At 39.0% G+C, this 15,862-nt stretch carries 17 protein-coding genes; 12 read left to right on the top strand and 5 right to left on the bottom strand.

Going from position 1 to position 15,862, the window contains the following annotated elements; all coding sequences use genetic code 11:
* Nucleotides 1-14 precede the first annotated feature (14 nt).
* The 7 genes from crtI to ABJH98_RS01725 all read left to right on the top strand — a co-directional run bounded on the left by crtI (nt 15) and on the right by ABJH98_RS01725 (nt 5,417).
* Nucleotides 15-1,502, top strand: a complete 1,488-nt coding sequence (gene crtI, locus ABJH98_RS01755) for a phytoene desaturase family protein (protein ID WP_348305891.1) — start codon at nt 15-17, stop codon at nt 1,500-1,502.
* Nucleotides 1,486-2,325, top strand: a complete 840-nt coding sequence (locus ABJH98_RS01750) for a phytoene/squalene synthase family protein (RefSeq protein ID WP_348305890.1) — start codon at nt 1,486-1,488, stop codon at nt 2,323-2,325. The genes crtI and ABJH98_RS01750 overlap by 17 nt, the downstream gene beginning before the upstream one ends.
* Nucleotides 2,322-2,822, top strand: a complete 501-nt coding sequence (locus tag ABJH98_RS01745) for a hypothetical protein (RefSeq protein ID WP_348305889.1) — start codon at nt 2,322-2,324, stop codon at nt 2,820-2,822. The genes ABJH98_RS01750 and ABJH98_RS01745 overlap by 4 nt, the downstream gene beginning before the upstream one ends.
* Nucleotides 2,815-3,345 carry an isopentenyl-diphosphate Delta-isomerase gene (gene idi, locus ABJH98_RS01740; RefSeq protein ID WP_348305888.1) on the top strand — a complete coding sequence of 177 codons (531 nt, stop codon included), beginning with the start codon at nt 2,815-2,817 and terminating at the stop codon, nt 3,343-3,345. The genes ABJH98_RS01745 and idi overlap by 8 nt, the downstream gene beginning before the upstream one ends.
* The gene (locus ABJH98_RS01735; protein ID WP_348305887.1) at nt 3,342-3,803 is read left to right on the top strand and encodes a beta-carotene hydroxylase; all 462 of its coding nucleotides are present in this window, start codon (nt 3,342-3,344) and stop codon (nt 3,801-3,803) included. The genes idi and ABJH98_RS01735 overlap by 4 nt, the downstream gene beginning before the upstream one ends.
* Nucleotides 3,800-4,480, top strand: coding sequence for a lycopene cyclase domain-containing protein (locus ABJH98_RS01730; RefSeq protein WP_348305886.1), 681 nt, complete (start codon nt 3,800-3,802; stop codon nt 4,478-4,480). The genes ABJH98_RS01735 and ABJH98_RS01730 overlap by 4 nt, the downstream gene beginning before the upstream one ends.
* Nucleotides 4,481-4,577: 97 nt before the next feature.
* A complete protein-coding gene (locus ABJH98_RS01725; RefSeq protein WP_348305885.1) occupies nt 4,578-5,417 on the top strand; it encodes a peptidylprolyl isomerase in 840 nt (279 codons plus the stop codon).
* A 1-nt stretch (nt 5,418) separates the two neighbouring features.
* Here the strand turns inward: ABJH98_RS01725 and bioA are convergent, their stop codons facing one another.
* The 3 genes from bioA to ABJH98_RS01710 are packed head-to-tail and all read right to left on the bottom strand — an operon-like array spanning nt 5,419 to nt 8,428.
* Nucleotides 5,419-6,702, bottom strand: coding sequence for an adenosylmethionine--8-amino-7-oxononanoate transaminase (gene bioA, locus ABJH98_RS01720; protein WP_348305884.1), 1,284 nt, complete (start codon nt 6,700-6,702; stop codon nt 5,419-5,421).
* Nucleotides 6,699-7,298 carry a dethiobiotin synthase gene (gene bioD, locus ABJH98_RS01715; protein ID WP_348305883.1) on the bottom strand — a complete coding sequence of 200 codons (600 nt, stop codon included), beginning with the start codon at nt 7,296-7,298 and terminating at the stop codon, nt 6,699-6,701. The genes bioA and bioD overlap by 4 nt, the downstream gene beginning before the upstream one ends.
* Entirely contained in the window at nt 7,295-8,428 is a 1,134-nt protein-coding gene (locus ABJH98_RS01710; protein WP_348305882.1) for an 8-amino-7-oxononanoate synthase, read from the bottom strand. Before ABJH98_RS01710 ends, bioD begins: the two co-directional genes overlap by 4 nt.
* 112 nt (nt 8,429-8,540) lie before the next feature.
* Between ABJH98_RS01710 and ABJH98_RS01705 the strand changes: the two genes are divergently transcribed.
* Nucleotides 8,541-9,098 carry a porin family protein gene (locus ABJH98_RS01705; protein ID WP_348305881.1) on the top strand — a complete coding sequence of 186 codons (558 nt, stop codon included), beginning with the start codon at nt 8,541-8,543 and terminating at the stop codon, nt 9,096-9,098.
* Between the two features lie 55 nt (nt 9,099-9,153).
* Here ABJH98_RS01705 and ABJH98_RS01700 read toward each other — a convergent pair whose 3' ends face one another.
* Complete coding sequence (locus ABJH98_RS01700; RefSeq protein ID WP_348305880.1) at nt 9,154-10,131, bottom strand: YitT family protein; 978 nt, start codon at nt 10,129-10,131, stop codon at nt 9,154-9,156.
* A gap of 10 nt (nt 10,132-10,141) precedes the next feature.
* On the opposite strand from ABJH98_RS01700, the gene ABJH98_RS01695 reads away from it, so the two are divergent.
* Together ABJH98_RS01695 and ABJH98_RS01690 are read left to right on the top strand one after the other, a co-directional pair.
* Entirely contained in the window at nt 10,142-10,276 is a 135-nt protein-coding gene (locus tag ABJH98_RS01695; protein WP_348305879.1) for a hypothetical protein, read from the top strand.
* Nucleotides 10,277-10,375: 99 nt separating this feature from the next.
* Entirely contained in the window at nt 10,376-11,038 is a 663-nt protein-coding gene (locus ABJH98_RS01690) for a porin family protein (protein ID WP_348305878.1), read from the top strand.
* A 61-nt stretch (nt 11,039-11,099) separates the two neighbouring features.
* Here ABJH98_RS01690 and pfkA read toward each other — a convergent pair whose 3' ends face one another.
* Nucleotides 11,100-12,071: a 6-phosphofructokinase gene (gene pfkA, locus ABJH98_RS01685; protein WP_348305877.1), complete on the bottom strand. Its 972-nt coding sequence runs from the start codon at nt 12,069-12,071 to the stop codon at nt 11,100-11,102.
* Between the two features lie 276 nt (nt 12,072-12,347).
* Between pfkA and ABJH98_RS01680 the strand changes: the two genes are divergently transcribed.
* Together ABJH98_RS01680 and ABJH98_RS01675 are read left to right on the top strand one after the other, a co-directional pair.
* Nucleotides 12,348-13,655, top strand: a complete 1,308-nt coding sequence (locus ABJH98_RS01680) for a glycosyltransferase family 4 protein (RefSeq protein ID WP_348305876.1) — start codon at nt 12,348-12,350, stop codon at nt 13,653-13,655.
* Nucleotides 13,656-13,777: 122 nt separating this feature from the next.
* Nucleotides 13,778-15,826, top strand: coding sequence for an ATP-binding protein (locus ABJH98_RS01675; RefSeq protein WP_348305875.1), 2,049 nt, complete (start codon nt 13,778-13,780; stop codon nt 15,824-15,826).
* Nucleotides 15,827-15,862 lie beyond the last annotated feature (36 nt).

Raw genomic sequence — 15,862 nt, 5'->3', positions numbered from 1 at the left:
TCACACAACTGAAAATGCATAAAGTACATATCATCGGATCAGGATTCTCGTCTTTAGCGACAGGGTGTTACCTGGCTAAGGCTGGCTATGAAGTAACCTTGCTTGAAAAAAATAATACCATTGGTGGAAGAGCTAGAGAAATGCATAAAGATGGATTTCGTTTTGATATGGGACCTAGTTGGTACTGGATGCCGGATGTGTTTGATAAATTCTTTCAAGACTTTGGCCATCAAACGTCAGACTTCTATGAATTGATAAAACTATCTCCTTCCTACCGAGTACATTTTGAAGATGAGGAGTATATAGACGTGCCTGACTCTTTGGAAGAGATTTATAAAGTCTTCGATCAGTTGGAGCCAGGAAGTGCTGTCAGGCTCAAGGAATTTCTGGCTTTGGCTAAAACGAACTATGAAATAGCCATGAAGGATCTGGTTTACAAACCAGGCCTGAGTCCGTTAGAGCTGGTTACACCAAGTACGGCCCTGAGATTAAATCAATTTATTCAAACCGTTTCTTCTCAGGTCAGAAAGAGATTTACCAATCCGAAGCTGATTAAAATACTGGAGTTTCCTGTGCTATTCTTAGGGGCTAAACCTCAAAATACCCCAGGATTCTACAATTTCATGAACTGGGCAGACTTTGGATTGGGTACCTGGTATCCTAAAGGGGGGATGGTTCAGGTGATCAAGGGTATGGAAAAACTGTTTTTATCATTAGGTGGTAAAATAGAAACTAATAGTCCAGTTGATAAAATTGAATATGCTAATAATCGTGCCACTGGACTTATCGTCAATGGAGAAACAATCACTTCGGACATCATTGTGAGTGGTGCAGATTACAACCATACAGAAACCCTTCTAGACGAAACTAAGAGAAATTATTCTGAGCATTATTGGGATAAAAAGACCTTTGCGCCATCATCTCTTCTGTTCTATATCGGGTTTAAAAAGAAGCTGGCTAACGTCAAGCATCATATGTTGTTTTTCGATACAAACTTTGAAAAACACGCCAGTGAGATCTATGATGCCCCTAAATGGCCGAGCAATCCTCTTTTTTATGCCAACTTTACGAGTACTACAGACCCGAGCGATGCACCAGTGGGTCATGACAATGGGTTCTTGTTGATTCCTTTGGCTCCTGGTCTTGAAGACAGTAAGGAGTTGCACGAGAAATATTTCGATATGGTTATTTCAAGACTAGAAAAGCAAACGAAGCAATCACTCAAAAATGCCATTCTTTTTAAAGAAAGTTATGGCATTCAAAATTTTATAAATGACTACAATGCTTACAAAGGCAATGCCTACGGTATGGCTAATACATTGACGCAGACTGCTTTTCTAAGACCTAAAATCAAGAATAAAAAACTTACAAACCTCTATTATACGGGTCAGTTAACTGTTCCCGGCCCAGGAGTGCCACCCAGCCTAATATCCGGTAAAATAGTGAGTGACCAAATAATTAAAGAACACCTAATCACCAGAGATCATGAAACTGTTATTTGATCAATTATCTTTTGAGGCCAGTAAAAAAGTTACGGCCACTTACAGTACGTCATTTTATGGCGCTGTACGGATCCTATCACCTACCATCCAACCAGCCATCCATAGTATTTATGGTTTCGTGAGATTTGCGGATGAAATTGTAGACAGTTTTCAAGGATATAAACAGGAAGATCTTCTCAACAATTTTGAACAGGATTACCTACAGGCATTGGAAGAAGACATCAGCCTCAATCCAATTATTCATTCATTTGTTCAGACGTTGAAACGTTATGATATTGATTTAAAGTTAGTGGATGCTTTCTTGTATAGTATGCGCATGGATTTGACCAAAAAGGATTATCAATCACGTGAAGAGTATGAAAAATATATTTACGGCTCAGCAGATGTGGTTGGACTGATGTGTTTAAAAATATTTGTCAATGGAGATCAAGAGGAATATGAACGTTTGAAACCCTTTGCGATGAAACTAGGGTCTGCTTTTCAAAAAGTTAATTTCTTGAGAGATCTTAAAAGTGATCAAGAGATACTGGAAAGGAGTTATTTTCCAAACGTGGATCTAAAAAATCTGAGCAACGAGGACAAAACTCAAATCATAGAAGAAATAGAATATGATTTTGAGCAAGCTTATAAAGGTATAATTGAACTGCCAGTGGCAGCTAAATTTGGTGTCTATGTAGCATACGTATTTTACAAGCAACTATTATGTAAGCTTAAGAAAGTACCATCCAATGAAATATTAGACAAACGAGTTAGAGTTAATGACCCAACTAAACTTCTATTATTGGCGAAGTCATATCTTGACATTAAATTCAATTTTGTGTGATTTGCTTTTGTACGATATTAGTTTTACTTCTAAACTCAGAAAATGATTCCTCTGAAATTGAGAAATCTAGGCTGAAGTTCCTTTTTGAAAAACCTTCCAAAGAGGAGCTAAAAACGTATATTGGTGATGAAGAATCAAACCAATCCAATACCATTCAGGCTTATCGAGGGTTAAGTATGACACTTATGGCTGAACATGTGTTTTCACCTTTCAGCAAACTCAGCTACTTTTATGAAGGTAGGGATCTAATTGATCAAAGTATCGAAGAAAAACCAAATAACCCAGAGCTAAGATATATACGTCTTATAGTACAACTGAATGCTCCTGGGTTTTTAGGATATAACGAAAGTATAGCCGAAGATTTAGACTTGTTTGTCACGATGTTTGATCAAACTTCCTTACCAGCAGGTCAAATGGTGAAAAACATGCTGAATGCTAAACATATAGAAGACTATGAGATTTGGAAAAACACTTTAAAGCAATTACTGAATGAATGAACCACAAGTCATATTGGTAGATGATAATGACCAGGCCATTGGTACTATGGGTAAGCAAGAAGCTCATGTTCAAGGCCAGCTTCATCGTGCAATTTCAGTTTTGGTTTTTAACACAAAGGGTGAATGGCTCATCCATCAAAGAGCACTCGGAAAATATCATTGTGGAGGACTTTGGACGAACGCATGCTGTAGTCATCCAGCTCCTGGAGAAAAATCCAGAGACGCAGCAATTAGGAGATTGCAGGAAGAAATGGGTATAAAAGCCACTCAACTCGAAAAATTATTTCAGTTCAAGTATGAAGTCGCCTTTGAAAATCAGCTCACCGAACATGAAATAGACCACGTTTATAAAGTGATCACCAATGACGTTCCCGATATCAATACGGAAGAAGTAGCAGCCTATAAGTATCTAAGTCACAGTGAACTTACTGAATTAATCAAGAAAGACCCGAGTTCTTTTACGCCTTGGTTCAAATTGATCATTGAAAAGTTCAACAACCTTAATCCAAAGCAACTGTCATGATACTCAATAGCATCCTTTTTGTATTCACATTTGCATGCATGGAATTTGTTGCATGGTTTGCACATAAGTACATTATGCATGGGTTCCTTTGGCGCCTTCATGAAGATCATCACAAACCCAATCACCGGGCACTTCCTTTAGAAGACAACGATGCGTTTTTTGTGATTTTTGCAACGCCTGCTATTATTTTGCTGTTCTTGGGCTCATTTTGGAATGTGCCTTATGTCAATGCCATAGGAATTGGAATTACGGCTTATGGTATTTGCTACTTTCTAGTGCATGATGTATTTATTCATCAGAGAATAAAATGGTTGAGAAACTCTGACAATTGGTATTTTAGAGCGATCAGAAGAGCGCATAAGGTGCATCATAAACATCTTGGTAAAGAGGACGGCGAATGTTTTGGGATGCTCTTTGTTCCTTTCAAATATTTTAAGGCTGAATCAAACAAAGAATGAAGTTATATCTTCTACTCAATCTCGGAAGTATTGCCCTGCCATTACTTTTTAGTTTTCACCCAAAAATCCAATTCAATAAAGAATGGAAATATCTTTTTCCGGCGTTAACTTTTACTGCAATACCATTCCTACTTTGGGATGTTTGGTTTGCCAAAGCGGGCTATTGGGGATTCAATCCTGAATATTTATTAGGCGTCTACCTTTTTGACTTACCATTAGAAGAATGGATGTTTTTTTTCTGCATCCCATATGCATGTCTGTTCACCATGTACACTATGAATAAGAATCTGAAGGATTTTAAGTTTAGTAATCAGGCCACTCGTCTAATTACAGTTGCCATTTTATTGATAGGCTCAATCCTCGGTATTACTTTTTTTGACCGGTCGTATACGGCGGTTAATTATCTTTTTGCAGTGATGATTCTTGCCATTACATGGAAAGCCCAGCCTCAAATTTTAAACTCGTACTATGTAGGTTATTTAGTTATCCTACTTCCATTTTTGATAGTCAATGGCCTATTAACTGGTTCTTTTATCAAAGATGAAGTCGTGTGGTACAACAATTTAGAAAACCTAAATTATAGAGTAGCCACCATCCCTATTGAGGATTTCACCTACGCTTTTACTATGTTGTTACTACCTTGTTTAATTATCAGCATGCTTAAAAAACGTTACTGATTCAGCTAGCGTATTGGTAAATAATGCCATAATTTGTAATCGAATCTTAACTAAGCCAATTCGTCAAGCCCAACAATCAAACATTAAATCCCCAACAATGAAACACTTATTGATATTAGTAGTAGCCGTTGTACTCTCAAGCTGCACCAAGAAGGCAGAATCAACTAAAGAAGCAATAACAGACAAAAGAACGGCCGTAGAAATGGTCACAGACTACGGTGTCATCGTCTTGGAACTGTATAATGAAACACCCAAGCATCGAGATAATTTCATCAAATTGGCTAATGACGGAGCGTTTGATAGTGTGCTTTTTCATCGTGTGATCGAAAACTTTATGATTCAAGGTGGAGATCCTGATAGTAAAAATGCTCAGCCTGGTGATACCCTTGGAAATGGCGGTTTGGATTATCGCGTAGATGCAGAATTTGTCCCTTCACTTTTCCATAAGAAAGGTGCTTTAGGCGCTGCCCGGGATGGAAACTTAGCCAGAGCATCTAGCAGTATGCAATTCTATATCGTACAAGGGAAGGTGCATAATGACAGCTTACTCACGGTAGCTGAAGGTCGAATCAATGGGTGGTTAGGTCAACATTACTTCAAAAATGACAGTGCAAATAGTGATTTGGTGGCTGCGTTAGAACAAGCAGAAAAGGATGATGACTGGGTGCTTTACACTCAAATCAACGACAGTATCAAGTCCATGGCCGAAGGGTATGAAAACTTTGAGCCATACTCTATTCCTGAGTCACAACGTCAAGTGTATAAAACTACTGGTGGCACTCCGCATCTAGATCAGAACTACACAGTTTTTGGCGAAGTTGTCAAAGGTCTAGAAGTAGTGGATTCGATTGCTGCTGTTCAGACCGGAGTTTATGATCGGCCAGTAGCGGATGTTAGAATTCAGACCGTTCGAGTGGTTGGAAACAATAGAGATTAGATTAATTCTCTTCTAAAAACTCTAAAAGCGCTTCATAGACTCGATCTAGCTCCTCATCTGTAATCACATAAGGAGGAAGTAGATAAATCACATTGCCGAGCGGACGGATGAGCACTCCTTTTTCTAGGAAATAAGGGTAAATTTTCTTTCTGGCGTCGCTATTATAACCGGTTTCACCGAATCCTTTGAGATCGAAAGCCACAATGGTACCCTGTAGACGAATGTTTTCTACATGGTCAAAAGTTTTGAGCTTTTCCATGAATCCTTGGTGTCGCTGATGGATTCGCTGGATATTGTCTTTGCATTCCTTGGCTTCAAATAATTCAAAACTGGCATTCGCTGCAGCACAGATCATTGGGTTACCAGTGTAGGAGTGACCATGTAGGAGTGCTTTGGACAGCTCTTCACTTCGGAATACCGCCTCTACTTTGCTATTGACCGCTGTGATGCCTAGTGGCAAGGCTCCTCCAGTGATGCCTTTGGAGATACAAGTGATGTCGGGATTGGCTTCGATCTGATCGCAGGCGAATGTAGTGCCTGTACGTCCCCAGCCCGTCATCACTTCATCAGCGATGCAGATGATGCCTTTGGACTGTGCCATGGCTACCAGCTGCTGAAGCATATCTGGTGAGTACATTCTCATGCCGCCTGCGCCTTGCACCAGTGGTTCGAATATGAAAGCTGCGCAGTCATCATCTGAAGTCAGTTGATCAAACTGAGCCACTACTTTATCAAAGTTTTCTTCAGTAGGAAAGTCGAGCGTCTCTATGTCAAACAGGAAAGGGAAAAAGGGTTCGAAAAAGCTACTGCGACCACTTACAGACATCGAACCAAAAGTGTCACCATGATAGGCACCTTCCAAGGAAATGATTTTCCTTTTGTTTTTTGCTCCTTGGTTGTACCAATATTGAAAAGCCATTTTCAATGCCACTTCGATAGAAGTACTGCCATTATCTGAAAAGAAGATTTTCGAATAGTTGTCAGGAAGGATGGTCATGAGATTTTTAGCCAGTCGGACGGCAGGCTCATGGGTAAATCCCGCAAAAATAACGTGTTCTAGTTCTAGTGCCTGTTTGTGAATCGCATCGGCAATTTGTTCATTAGCATGACCATGAATATTGACCCACCAGGAGGAGACCGCATCAATGATGGTTTTGCCTTCGTGAGTGAATAGTTTAGCTCCTTTGGCTGATTTGACTGGAATGTACTCAAATGGATTAATCAGTGGAGCAAATGGGTGCCAGATCAGATCTTTATCAGCTTGTTTGATTTCATCGATGGTCATAGATTGATATTTTTAAGTTGAGATTGAATTGTGGTTGGGTTGATTGCTGATAAAGGCTCGATTCTTCCCAAACAACGCAATTTTGAGTGTTGCAGGATGAATCGTTCTGTTTCAGGGTTGGGTATATCGTTAAAGATAATGCCTGCGATTTTGAACCCATTGTCTTTGAGATAGGCTATAGACAGCATGGTATGGTTGATACTGCCCAGATAGTTTCTAGAAACAAGAATCACTTCAGTGTCAAACTGCTTTGCCAGATTGATTACAAATTCTTCGTCGTTGATGGGTACTAATAATCCACCTGCACCTTCGATGATAAGGTTATTTTCAGTGGCTGGCACCTCTAGCTGGTCTGCCCTTAGATCAATGTTTTCGAGTTTAGCTGCGGCATGAGGAGACATAGGTGCATTTAGCACGATGCCTTCGGGGTGGATCACTCTTTCTGTGCTCACTAGACTCCTTATGGTATCCGAATCTGTTGGCTCACCAGCTTGAATAGGTTTCCAATAGTCTGCTTTTAATTTTTCGACTAAAATGGCGCTGGCTACTGTTTTTCCACTATCAGTATCTATGCCAGTTACAAAGTATTTTTTCATGAGTGTTTGGCTAATTCGGTTATCAATGAAGCTATTTCTTCTTCTGTATTATGGGTGTGGATCGAGATTCTCAATCTTTCTGATCCTTCTTTGACAGTAGGCGACAAGATCGGCCTCACGTCAAATCCATTTTTCTGTAAAGCATTTGCGATGGATTTGACTCTTGCATTTCCTGGGACCACTATGGGTTGGATAGGTGTGTGACTTTCCAATTTGTGCATATTTTCATTCTTTCCAATTTGCTGATTGAAAAGTGAATTGAAATAGAAAATTTTGTCCTTGCTAGATTTTTGCAAATCGATATTTTCTGAAAGGTGGTCAAATGCCGCATCAATAGAAAATAAACTATGAAGGGGTAATGCTGTTGTGTAAATAAATGGTCTGGCGAAATTAACCAGATAGTTGATTAGCTCTTGCGATCCACAAATCACCGCACCATGCACGCCCATCGCTTTACCAAAAGTGTGCACTCTGGCGAATAGATGATCTTCTAGTCCGAGAGCGCATAGTTTTCCTGATCCTGCTCGACCGTATAGTCCGGTGCTATGCGCCTCATCTACGATGATTTTAGCACCATATTTTTCTGCTAATGCTATAATGTCTCCGAAAGGAGCCAGATCGCCATCCATCGAGTACACAGACTCGATGATAATGTAAATATTGCCAGTGGCTTGTTTCAGTTTGACTTCCAAATCCTCACAATCGTTGTGTCGAAATGGGAACCGCTGGGCTTTACTCAAAAAAGCACCTTCTTTTAAACAAACATGAGATAAGTTGTCGTAGAGAATAGTATCTCCTCGCTGGGGTACTGCAGAGATTAGCGCCAAATTGGCTACATAGCCAGAATTGAAAAGAAGGGCGGCTTCGCTTTTGAATATGCCAGCCAATTTACTTTCTAATGCTTGTGCTGTATCAGAATTGCCAGCCAATAATCGAGAACCGGTAGAGCCATTGAGATTTACCTCTTGACTATAATCATAAGATTGAATTCGCTCAAATAGGTCTTTTGATCTACTAAGTCCAAGATAATCATTGGATACAAAATCTGTCAAGCCTTTAGTAGTGAGCAATTTTCGCGTACTATCTGCACGTGCTCTTTCCAGTAGCTTTTGTGAAATGTGATTAGTCATACAGGTATGCAAATCTTTAATATTCTGCTAAGCAACCCAAAGGAAAATCAAGTTTCTTTTGGGGGAAGACATTATATTAGCAGTCTTATCAAAAACATCTAATAAAAGACTTATGAAAAAAATTACATTACTACTCGTTATCGGTGCCTTATTTATGGCTACTGCTTCTCAAGCTCAACTTACTGTAGGATTGAAAGGTGGATTAAACTTCAACTCTGCTGATGTAGATGGACTTTCTACTGAAGTTGATAACAAAACAGGCTATCATTTTGGTGCATACGCTGTTGTCAAAGCAGGCCCAATTGGAATTCAGCCAGAAGCTTATTTCTCAGTTCAAAACTTGAGTACAGATGCCGGTGACATCGATATGAGCTATGTGCAGGTTCCTATCTTATTGAGATTAGGCATTTTGAAAGTTTTGTATTTGAATGCTGGCCCTCAGTTTGGTTTCAATACAAAAGCGAAATTTGATGGCGACGACTTCAAGGAGGACTTGAAAGGCATGGATACATCTATTGCTTTGGGTGCTGGATTGGATTTGCCAATGGGTCTTGGTGCGCAGGTACGTTGGGTAAAATCTTTGGCTAATGTTTCAGATGTATCAGGTGCAGATTGGAAAAACTCAATGATACAGCTATCTGTAACTTTTGCTTTGATCGGTAATAACTAAGATTAGAAAAATCTATTAAGAGGGCTACTTCAATTGTTGAAGTAGCCTTTTTTATTTAATGTAGTGGCCTTTTTTTGATCATGCCCCCTTTGGTGTCTTTGATCGGATATTGAATCACAAAGGCTTTGGGATCTATTTTCTCTACTTCCAATAAGATTTTAGAAATCTCCATTCGTGTAATTGCGCAGAAGAGTATTTTTCTATCGGGTAAATTGTCTCCTTTTTTGCCATAGCCACCATCTGCTCGAAATGCCGTAACACCTCTTCCCAGATCATTGGCAATCGAGGCTTTGACTTGCTCCGCTTCATCCGAAACTATCATCACGCCAATATATTCTTCAATCCCATTGATGATAAAATCAACAGTTTTAGAAGCAGCTAAGTAAGTAAGCATCGAGTACATGGCAGTTTCAAGACTGACTAGCAAAATAGCCACTACAAAAAGCAGAATGTTGAATAAGGCGATGGCATCGCCAACGGTCAAACTGGATTTGCGACTCACAGATACGGCCAATACCTCTGTGCCGTCAATCACAGCACCACCCCGAATGGAAAGCCCGATACCACTACCCAAAAAGAAGCCCCCAAATACGGCAATTAGTAATTTGTCATCAGTAAAAGCAGGTATTTCGATAATATGTACTAAGGATGATAAGGCGATGATGGCTAGGGTGCTTTTTATCGCAAATTGAGGCGAAATTTGTTTGTATCCCATCGCAATAAATGGAGCATTGACCAATATTATGAGAACGGACAGATCAAGAGGAGTCACTAAATCAAAAAGTAGCGCCACTCCCATAGCACCACCGTCTAAAAAATTGTTTGGCAACAAAAATCCTTTCAAGCCTACACTTGCCATACACACACCTGTTAGGATGAAGAAAAAATCTTTGATATTGCTGCGAAGAATGATTCGTTTCTCCAAGATGGTTTTAGTCGCTTCTGAAATTTCTGAATTTTCGATGTATTGCATGGGTCTAAAATACACTTTTTGTATTGTGATTGGAGTTTCTGTAGAATTTAATTGAGACAATTTTTATGAATTGAAAGGCGGAATACTGGTATGGTCAGGTAGGTCTGAAATTTTTGACTACGGCGAATTAGAAGCTTTTGGCCCAACTTATGTGAAGAGACTTTATAAGGAGTTGCTAAAAGAAGCCGTAATTGAGCCAACGTAGCTTTTAATACCAACTACAGTGGTTAAATAGATTTTTGCAATTGATTGGGGTTTTACAAATCTTAGTGGTCATTAGTGTCGGAGTTCAAAACCAAAAACCATGAAAAAACTACTATTCCTATTAGTCTTATTGTCTGTGAGTCAGTTGATGTATGCACAAAATCGATCGAGATCAAGGTCGCGGTCTCAATCAAAAGCTGAAGTAGAGTTTGGCGTAATGGGAGGGGTCAACTTCAATTCGCCTAAAATCAATGCATTTGATACAGGAGGAAGCGAATTGTCTGATGTTGGGTCAGGAGGCATAAGTTTTCATATCGGTATTTATTCAACCATTGATGTCGAGCTTTTTGCCATTCAGCCTGAGATTTACTACTCCATGCAAGGTGGAAAATATAGTATTAATAATACGCAGGAGCACGAATTCAAATTGAACCTGATTCAGATTCCAATACTCGGGAGGTACAATTTCATGGAATATTTTCATGTGCTAGCAGGGCCACAATTTGGTATTCCTATTCAGGCCGAAGTATCTTTTTCTGGAGGCCCCGGAGTAGATGCAAAAGATCAGATCAAAGGATTAGATGTGGCTGCAGTCATCGGAGTGGGCCTCACCATCCCTGAGTATAAAGTGAGTGGCTCATTGAGATGGTCAAAAGGATTTTCAGAAATGATTGATGAAGCGGGGACGAGTGCTGGAAGTGTTACATCCCTAAAAAATTCAATGATTCAAATTTCTGCATCTTACGCTTTTGGTGACAACTAAAAAAAGAGGTTTCAAAATGAAACCTCTCTTCGTAATATCTTGTGTGTGTTTATATTACTTTTTAGATACTCAAGATTTTAGTCAATCTAATCAACTCTTCGTTCAAAGGTTTGGACTTAGATATTGCAAGTTTCAAATTCGTGTAGGTGATTTTGTTGTCAATCACTCCCACCATTACATTTTTCTCCCCGTTCATCAATCCTTCTACTGCGGCTAGCCCAAGACGCGAAGCAAGAATTCTGTCGAATGCAGTAGGTCCTCCACCTCTTTGGATATGACCTAAACTGGTCACCCGTATATCCATCTTAGGTGTTTCTGCTTTTACTCTTTCTGCGATTTGTAAAGCACTACCTTGCTCGTCACCTTCAGCAACTACAATAATGGAAGAAGTTTTCTTGTTGTCTCTTCCTTCTCGTAATTTTTTGATTACATCATCGATAGTGGTGGAAGTTTCAGGTACCATGACCATTTCAGCTCCTCCGCCAATTCCAGACTGGATAGCGATATAGCCACTGTGTCGTCCCATCACTTCTATGAAGAAGACCCTATCGTGCGAAGCTGCCGTGTCTCTGATTTTGTCAATCGCATCAAGTGCGGTATTGACGGCTGTATCGAATCCGATGGTATAATCTGATCCATACAAATCATTGTCGATGGTTCCTGGAGCACCTACTACTGGAATGCCAAACTCGTCATAAAATAAGTTGGCTCCTGTAAACGTACCGTCACCTCCGATGGCGACTAAACCTTCAATGCCATGTTTTTTGAGGTTTTTGTAAGCTTTTTCTCTTCCTTCTTTGGTTCGGAAATCTTCACTTCTTGCTGATTTGAGAATGGTGCCTCCGGTCTGTACGATATTACTCACGGAGTAAGACTCCATTTTTGAAATTTCGCCTCGGATCATCCCATCGTAACCATATTTAATACCATAGACTTCTAAGTCCAGGTATATGGCACTTCTCACTACAGATCTAATGCAGGCATTCATGCCCGGTGCATCGCCCCCTGAGGTAAATAATGCGATTTTTTTCATAAGGTATTTACTAAAATTTTATACTTCATCCGTCCATTCTACTACAATATTCTTAATGACATTCTAGTGAACAAGGCGGGCTTAACCTTTATACCGTTTTTGGGTGTTGTGATGTTTTGGGCATTCAAAGTAAGTCATAAAAAACTAAAATTTCATCAACAATTTGCTTGAATTCTATCATTTCGTCTACTCAATAGGTCTAATCTTTTAAAATTTCATATTTTAATCACATACCGTTCATTTTTGATTTACTTAGCGAAATCTAGTCGATGTCTTATGTCTAAGAAGAAAGTGCTGATAATAACCTACTATTGGCCTCCGAGTGGAGGTGGAGGTGTGCAACGATGGCTCAAGTTCGCTAAGTACCTTCCTCAATTCGGATGGGAACCTATCGTATTTACACCCGAAAATCCTGAGTTTGATTTGAAAGATGATTCCTTGAAAAAGGACATCAGCCCTGAATTGGAAGTGATTAAATTTCCCATTTGGGAACCTTTTGGTGTTTATAAAAAACTATTTAAAAAGAAGGAAAAACTTAAGCAAGGGATTGTGATTGAAAAGGCAAATATGTCTTTCATAGATAAACTGAGTGTTTGGGTAAGAGCTAATTTGTTTGTTCCAGACCCACGTCGATACTGGGTAAAACCATCTGTCGCATTTTTGTCTTCCTATATTGTTGAGAATAAGGTAGATGTAATTGTCACTACAGGGCCACCTCACAGTATGCACTTAATTGGATTGGGGCTTAAAAAGAAATGTAATGTGAAATGGGTGGCCGACTTCAGAGATCCTTGGTCTGACTGGGATTTGTTGGACAAACTTGGAGTCAAAGGCATTGCCCGGCGAATACATGAAAAACTAGAAAAACGAGTTTTGCACCATGCAGATCATGTACTCACAGCCAGCCAAGGCATTCAACGATCTCTACTAGAAAAGCACAGCTCAACTTCTATATCTGTAATCACCAATGGTTTTGATCCCGATGACATAGCTGAAATAACGCCTAATAAATCCAACGAAAAATTCAGAATCACGCATTTGGGTTTACTTAATGAATTAAGAAATCCGGATGTGCTTTGGAATTGCCTAGAAGAAATCTGCGTTGAAATACCGCAATTTGAGAATGATTTGGAATTGTTGTTGGCAGGTATGGTAAGCGATTCGATTTTGAAGAGAATCCAAACTTCACTATCCTTAGGCACAAAACTTTCACATTTGGATTACATTTCTCATCAAGAGGTATTTGAATATTATAGAGATTCAAATATTCTTTTGCTTTTGCTCAATCCTAATGATGACGAGCAGTTGATCATTCCGGGCAAATTGTTCGAATATTTGTTGGTCAAAAAACCTGTATTGGCAATAGGAAAGAAGAAAAGTGAAGTTCACGAGATTCTACAATCCTCAAAAGCCGGCGAAGTTTTTGAAATCGAAGAGCACGAAAAGATCAAAAAAATGATTTTAGATCTTTATAAGCAATTTCAATCAGGTAAGCCTCCAATAGAAATGGAGCTCACAGATCATTTTTCAAGAAAGAATCTAACTGGACGATTGGCAGAGTTGCTCAATGAATTGAGCAATTAAAATTTAAATATTAGAGCATTTAACTATAGTTTTTGAGGATTGATTTAAATTGTGAACTGATACCAATAGGTACAGTGAGGAGCATGAGATACAAGGTGAGGTTTTGTTGTTTTATTTATCTGATGATAACCGGATCTTCCATTGGGTTTGCACAAGAAGTAAAAGAACAATCTCAAAAAAAGGCAGACTTTTACCTAGACCAATCATTCGAAACAGATCAGACAGATTCCATTCTTTTATTACTTGATCTGGCTATTGAATATGCCCAAACTGAACAAAATAATGACGCTTTGATTGAAGCTCTAATCGAAAAAGGATTAGAATTTGTTCGAAGACAAGATGGAGATAGTAGTGCATACTACTTTAAAAAAGCGATAAGGGAAGGGGAGGCACTAGAGCTTTCTACTAAAATAAGAGCGAAACTACATCATCATTATGGCAACTATATTGGAAATCAAAACGAATATTTTAAAGCATTGAGTCACTTAGATTCTGCCGGGCAATTGTATTTGTCGGATTCAGATTCTGCTTCCTATGCTGATATGTGTTCCTACGAAGGAGGTTTACACGACAATAATGGCAATTTGGGAAAGGCACTCAGTAAGTATTTGGAAGCCACAAAGATTTATGAATCAATAAATGATAGCAGCGAATATGCTGGGGTCATCAATAATGTGGCGATAGTGTACAAAAAACTAGGTGATTTTGAAGGGGCATTGGAATATTATGACCGAAGTATTGGTTGGAATGTTAAAGTAAATGACGAATTAGGCTTGGCAATTGCGCTACTCAATCGAGGGATGTTATATAAGGATCAGGAGAGATATGATGATGCACTAAATGGCGTGAGAGCAGGATTGGAGGCTTTTGAGAAAAATAAAATGAGTTATGCTATGGCAATAGCTCATCATAATTTATCTGAGATTCATTTGAAGTTAAACAATTTGGATTCGGTATTATACCATGTAGATAAGTCGGATATTATTGCCATTGACCTACAATATTGGCGGATTGTCGTGAGCAATCAAATTGTATTGGCTAAAGCACTTAAAAGTATGGGTCGCCCAGATATTTCTAATAAATCTGCTTTGCGAGCCTACGATTTGGCTTCAAACCATGGTTTCTTAGAGAAGTTAGAAGAGCTGACAGAACTCTTGGCTCAAAATTATGAGTCGCAAAGTGAACATGAATTAGCACTGAAATATTATAAAGAGTATGGGCAGTTGAAGGATAGTATTCTGAATAATGAATCCCAAGAGCAAATCAACAGGTTGAGGACTGAATACGATTTGGAACAAAAGGAAGAAGACATCAAAGATTTGGAGATAATCAGTAATTATCAACGATCACTGGCAGAAAAAGAGCATAAAATCAGTCAATTCCTTTCTTTCGGAATTTTTCTGGCCCTACTAGTTGTGGCCTTATTTTTCTATCTCTATAGAAGACAAAAGGATTTTTCTATGATACTTTCGGATCAAAAAACGCAATTGACAGCACTAAATAAAGAAAAGGATGACCTGATTGCCATGGTCGCCCATGACTTGCGTAGTCCTTTGAATAATATCAAAGGTTTGCTTGCCATTATCAAAGGTTCAGATGCTGATGACCAAGAGCGTATGATAGAATTAGCTAATCAATCTACAGACGTTTTACGGGAAAGAATCAACCAAATTCTGGATGTTGAGGCTATTAATGTAGGAAAAATCAACCTCAAGATAACTGATGTAAATGTATCTGAGATCTTAACAAAATTAGTGCATCATATCACACCTGAAGCTGAAAGTAAGCAGATTTCATTTTTCGCTAACTCCAGCAAAGAACTGCACTGCACAGCTGATGAAAACTATCTATTGCAGGTACTAGAGAATCTATGCATCAATGCAATAAAATTTTCCAGACAGCATTCTGAAATTTTTGTTTCGGTCAGTGAGCAGGGTGATCATTTAAGATTTTCTGTTCAAGATCAAGGCCAAGGAATTCCTAAATCCGAAATGAAGGAGCTTTTTGCTCGATACGCCAAGATTTCAATTCGGCCAACTGAAAATGAAACCTCTACTGGGCTTGGTCTGCCAATTGTAAAAAAATATGTGGAAGCCATGAAAGGAAGGGTTTGGTGTGAGAGTGAAGTAGGGGTAGGCAGTACCTTTTTTATTGAATTGCCGAAAGCTTAAATAAAAAAAGTCAGCCCAATCAATGAGCTGACTTTG

The sequence above is a fragment of the Reichenbachiella sp. genome, assembly GCF_039969095.1.
Lineage (GTDB): Bacteria > Bacteroidota > Bacteroidia > Cytophagales > Cyclobacteriaceae > Reichenbachiella.
Note: the sequence above shows the minus strand (reverse complement) of the source record. Positions and strands in the feature narration are given on the sequence as shown.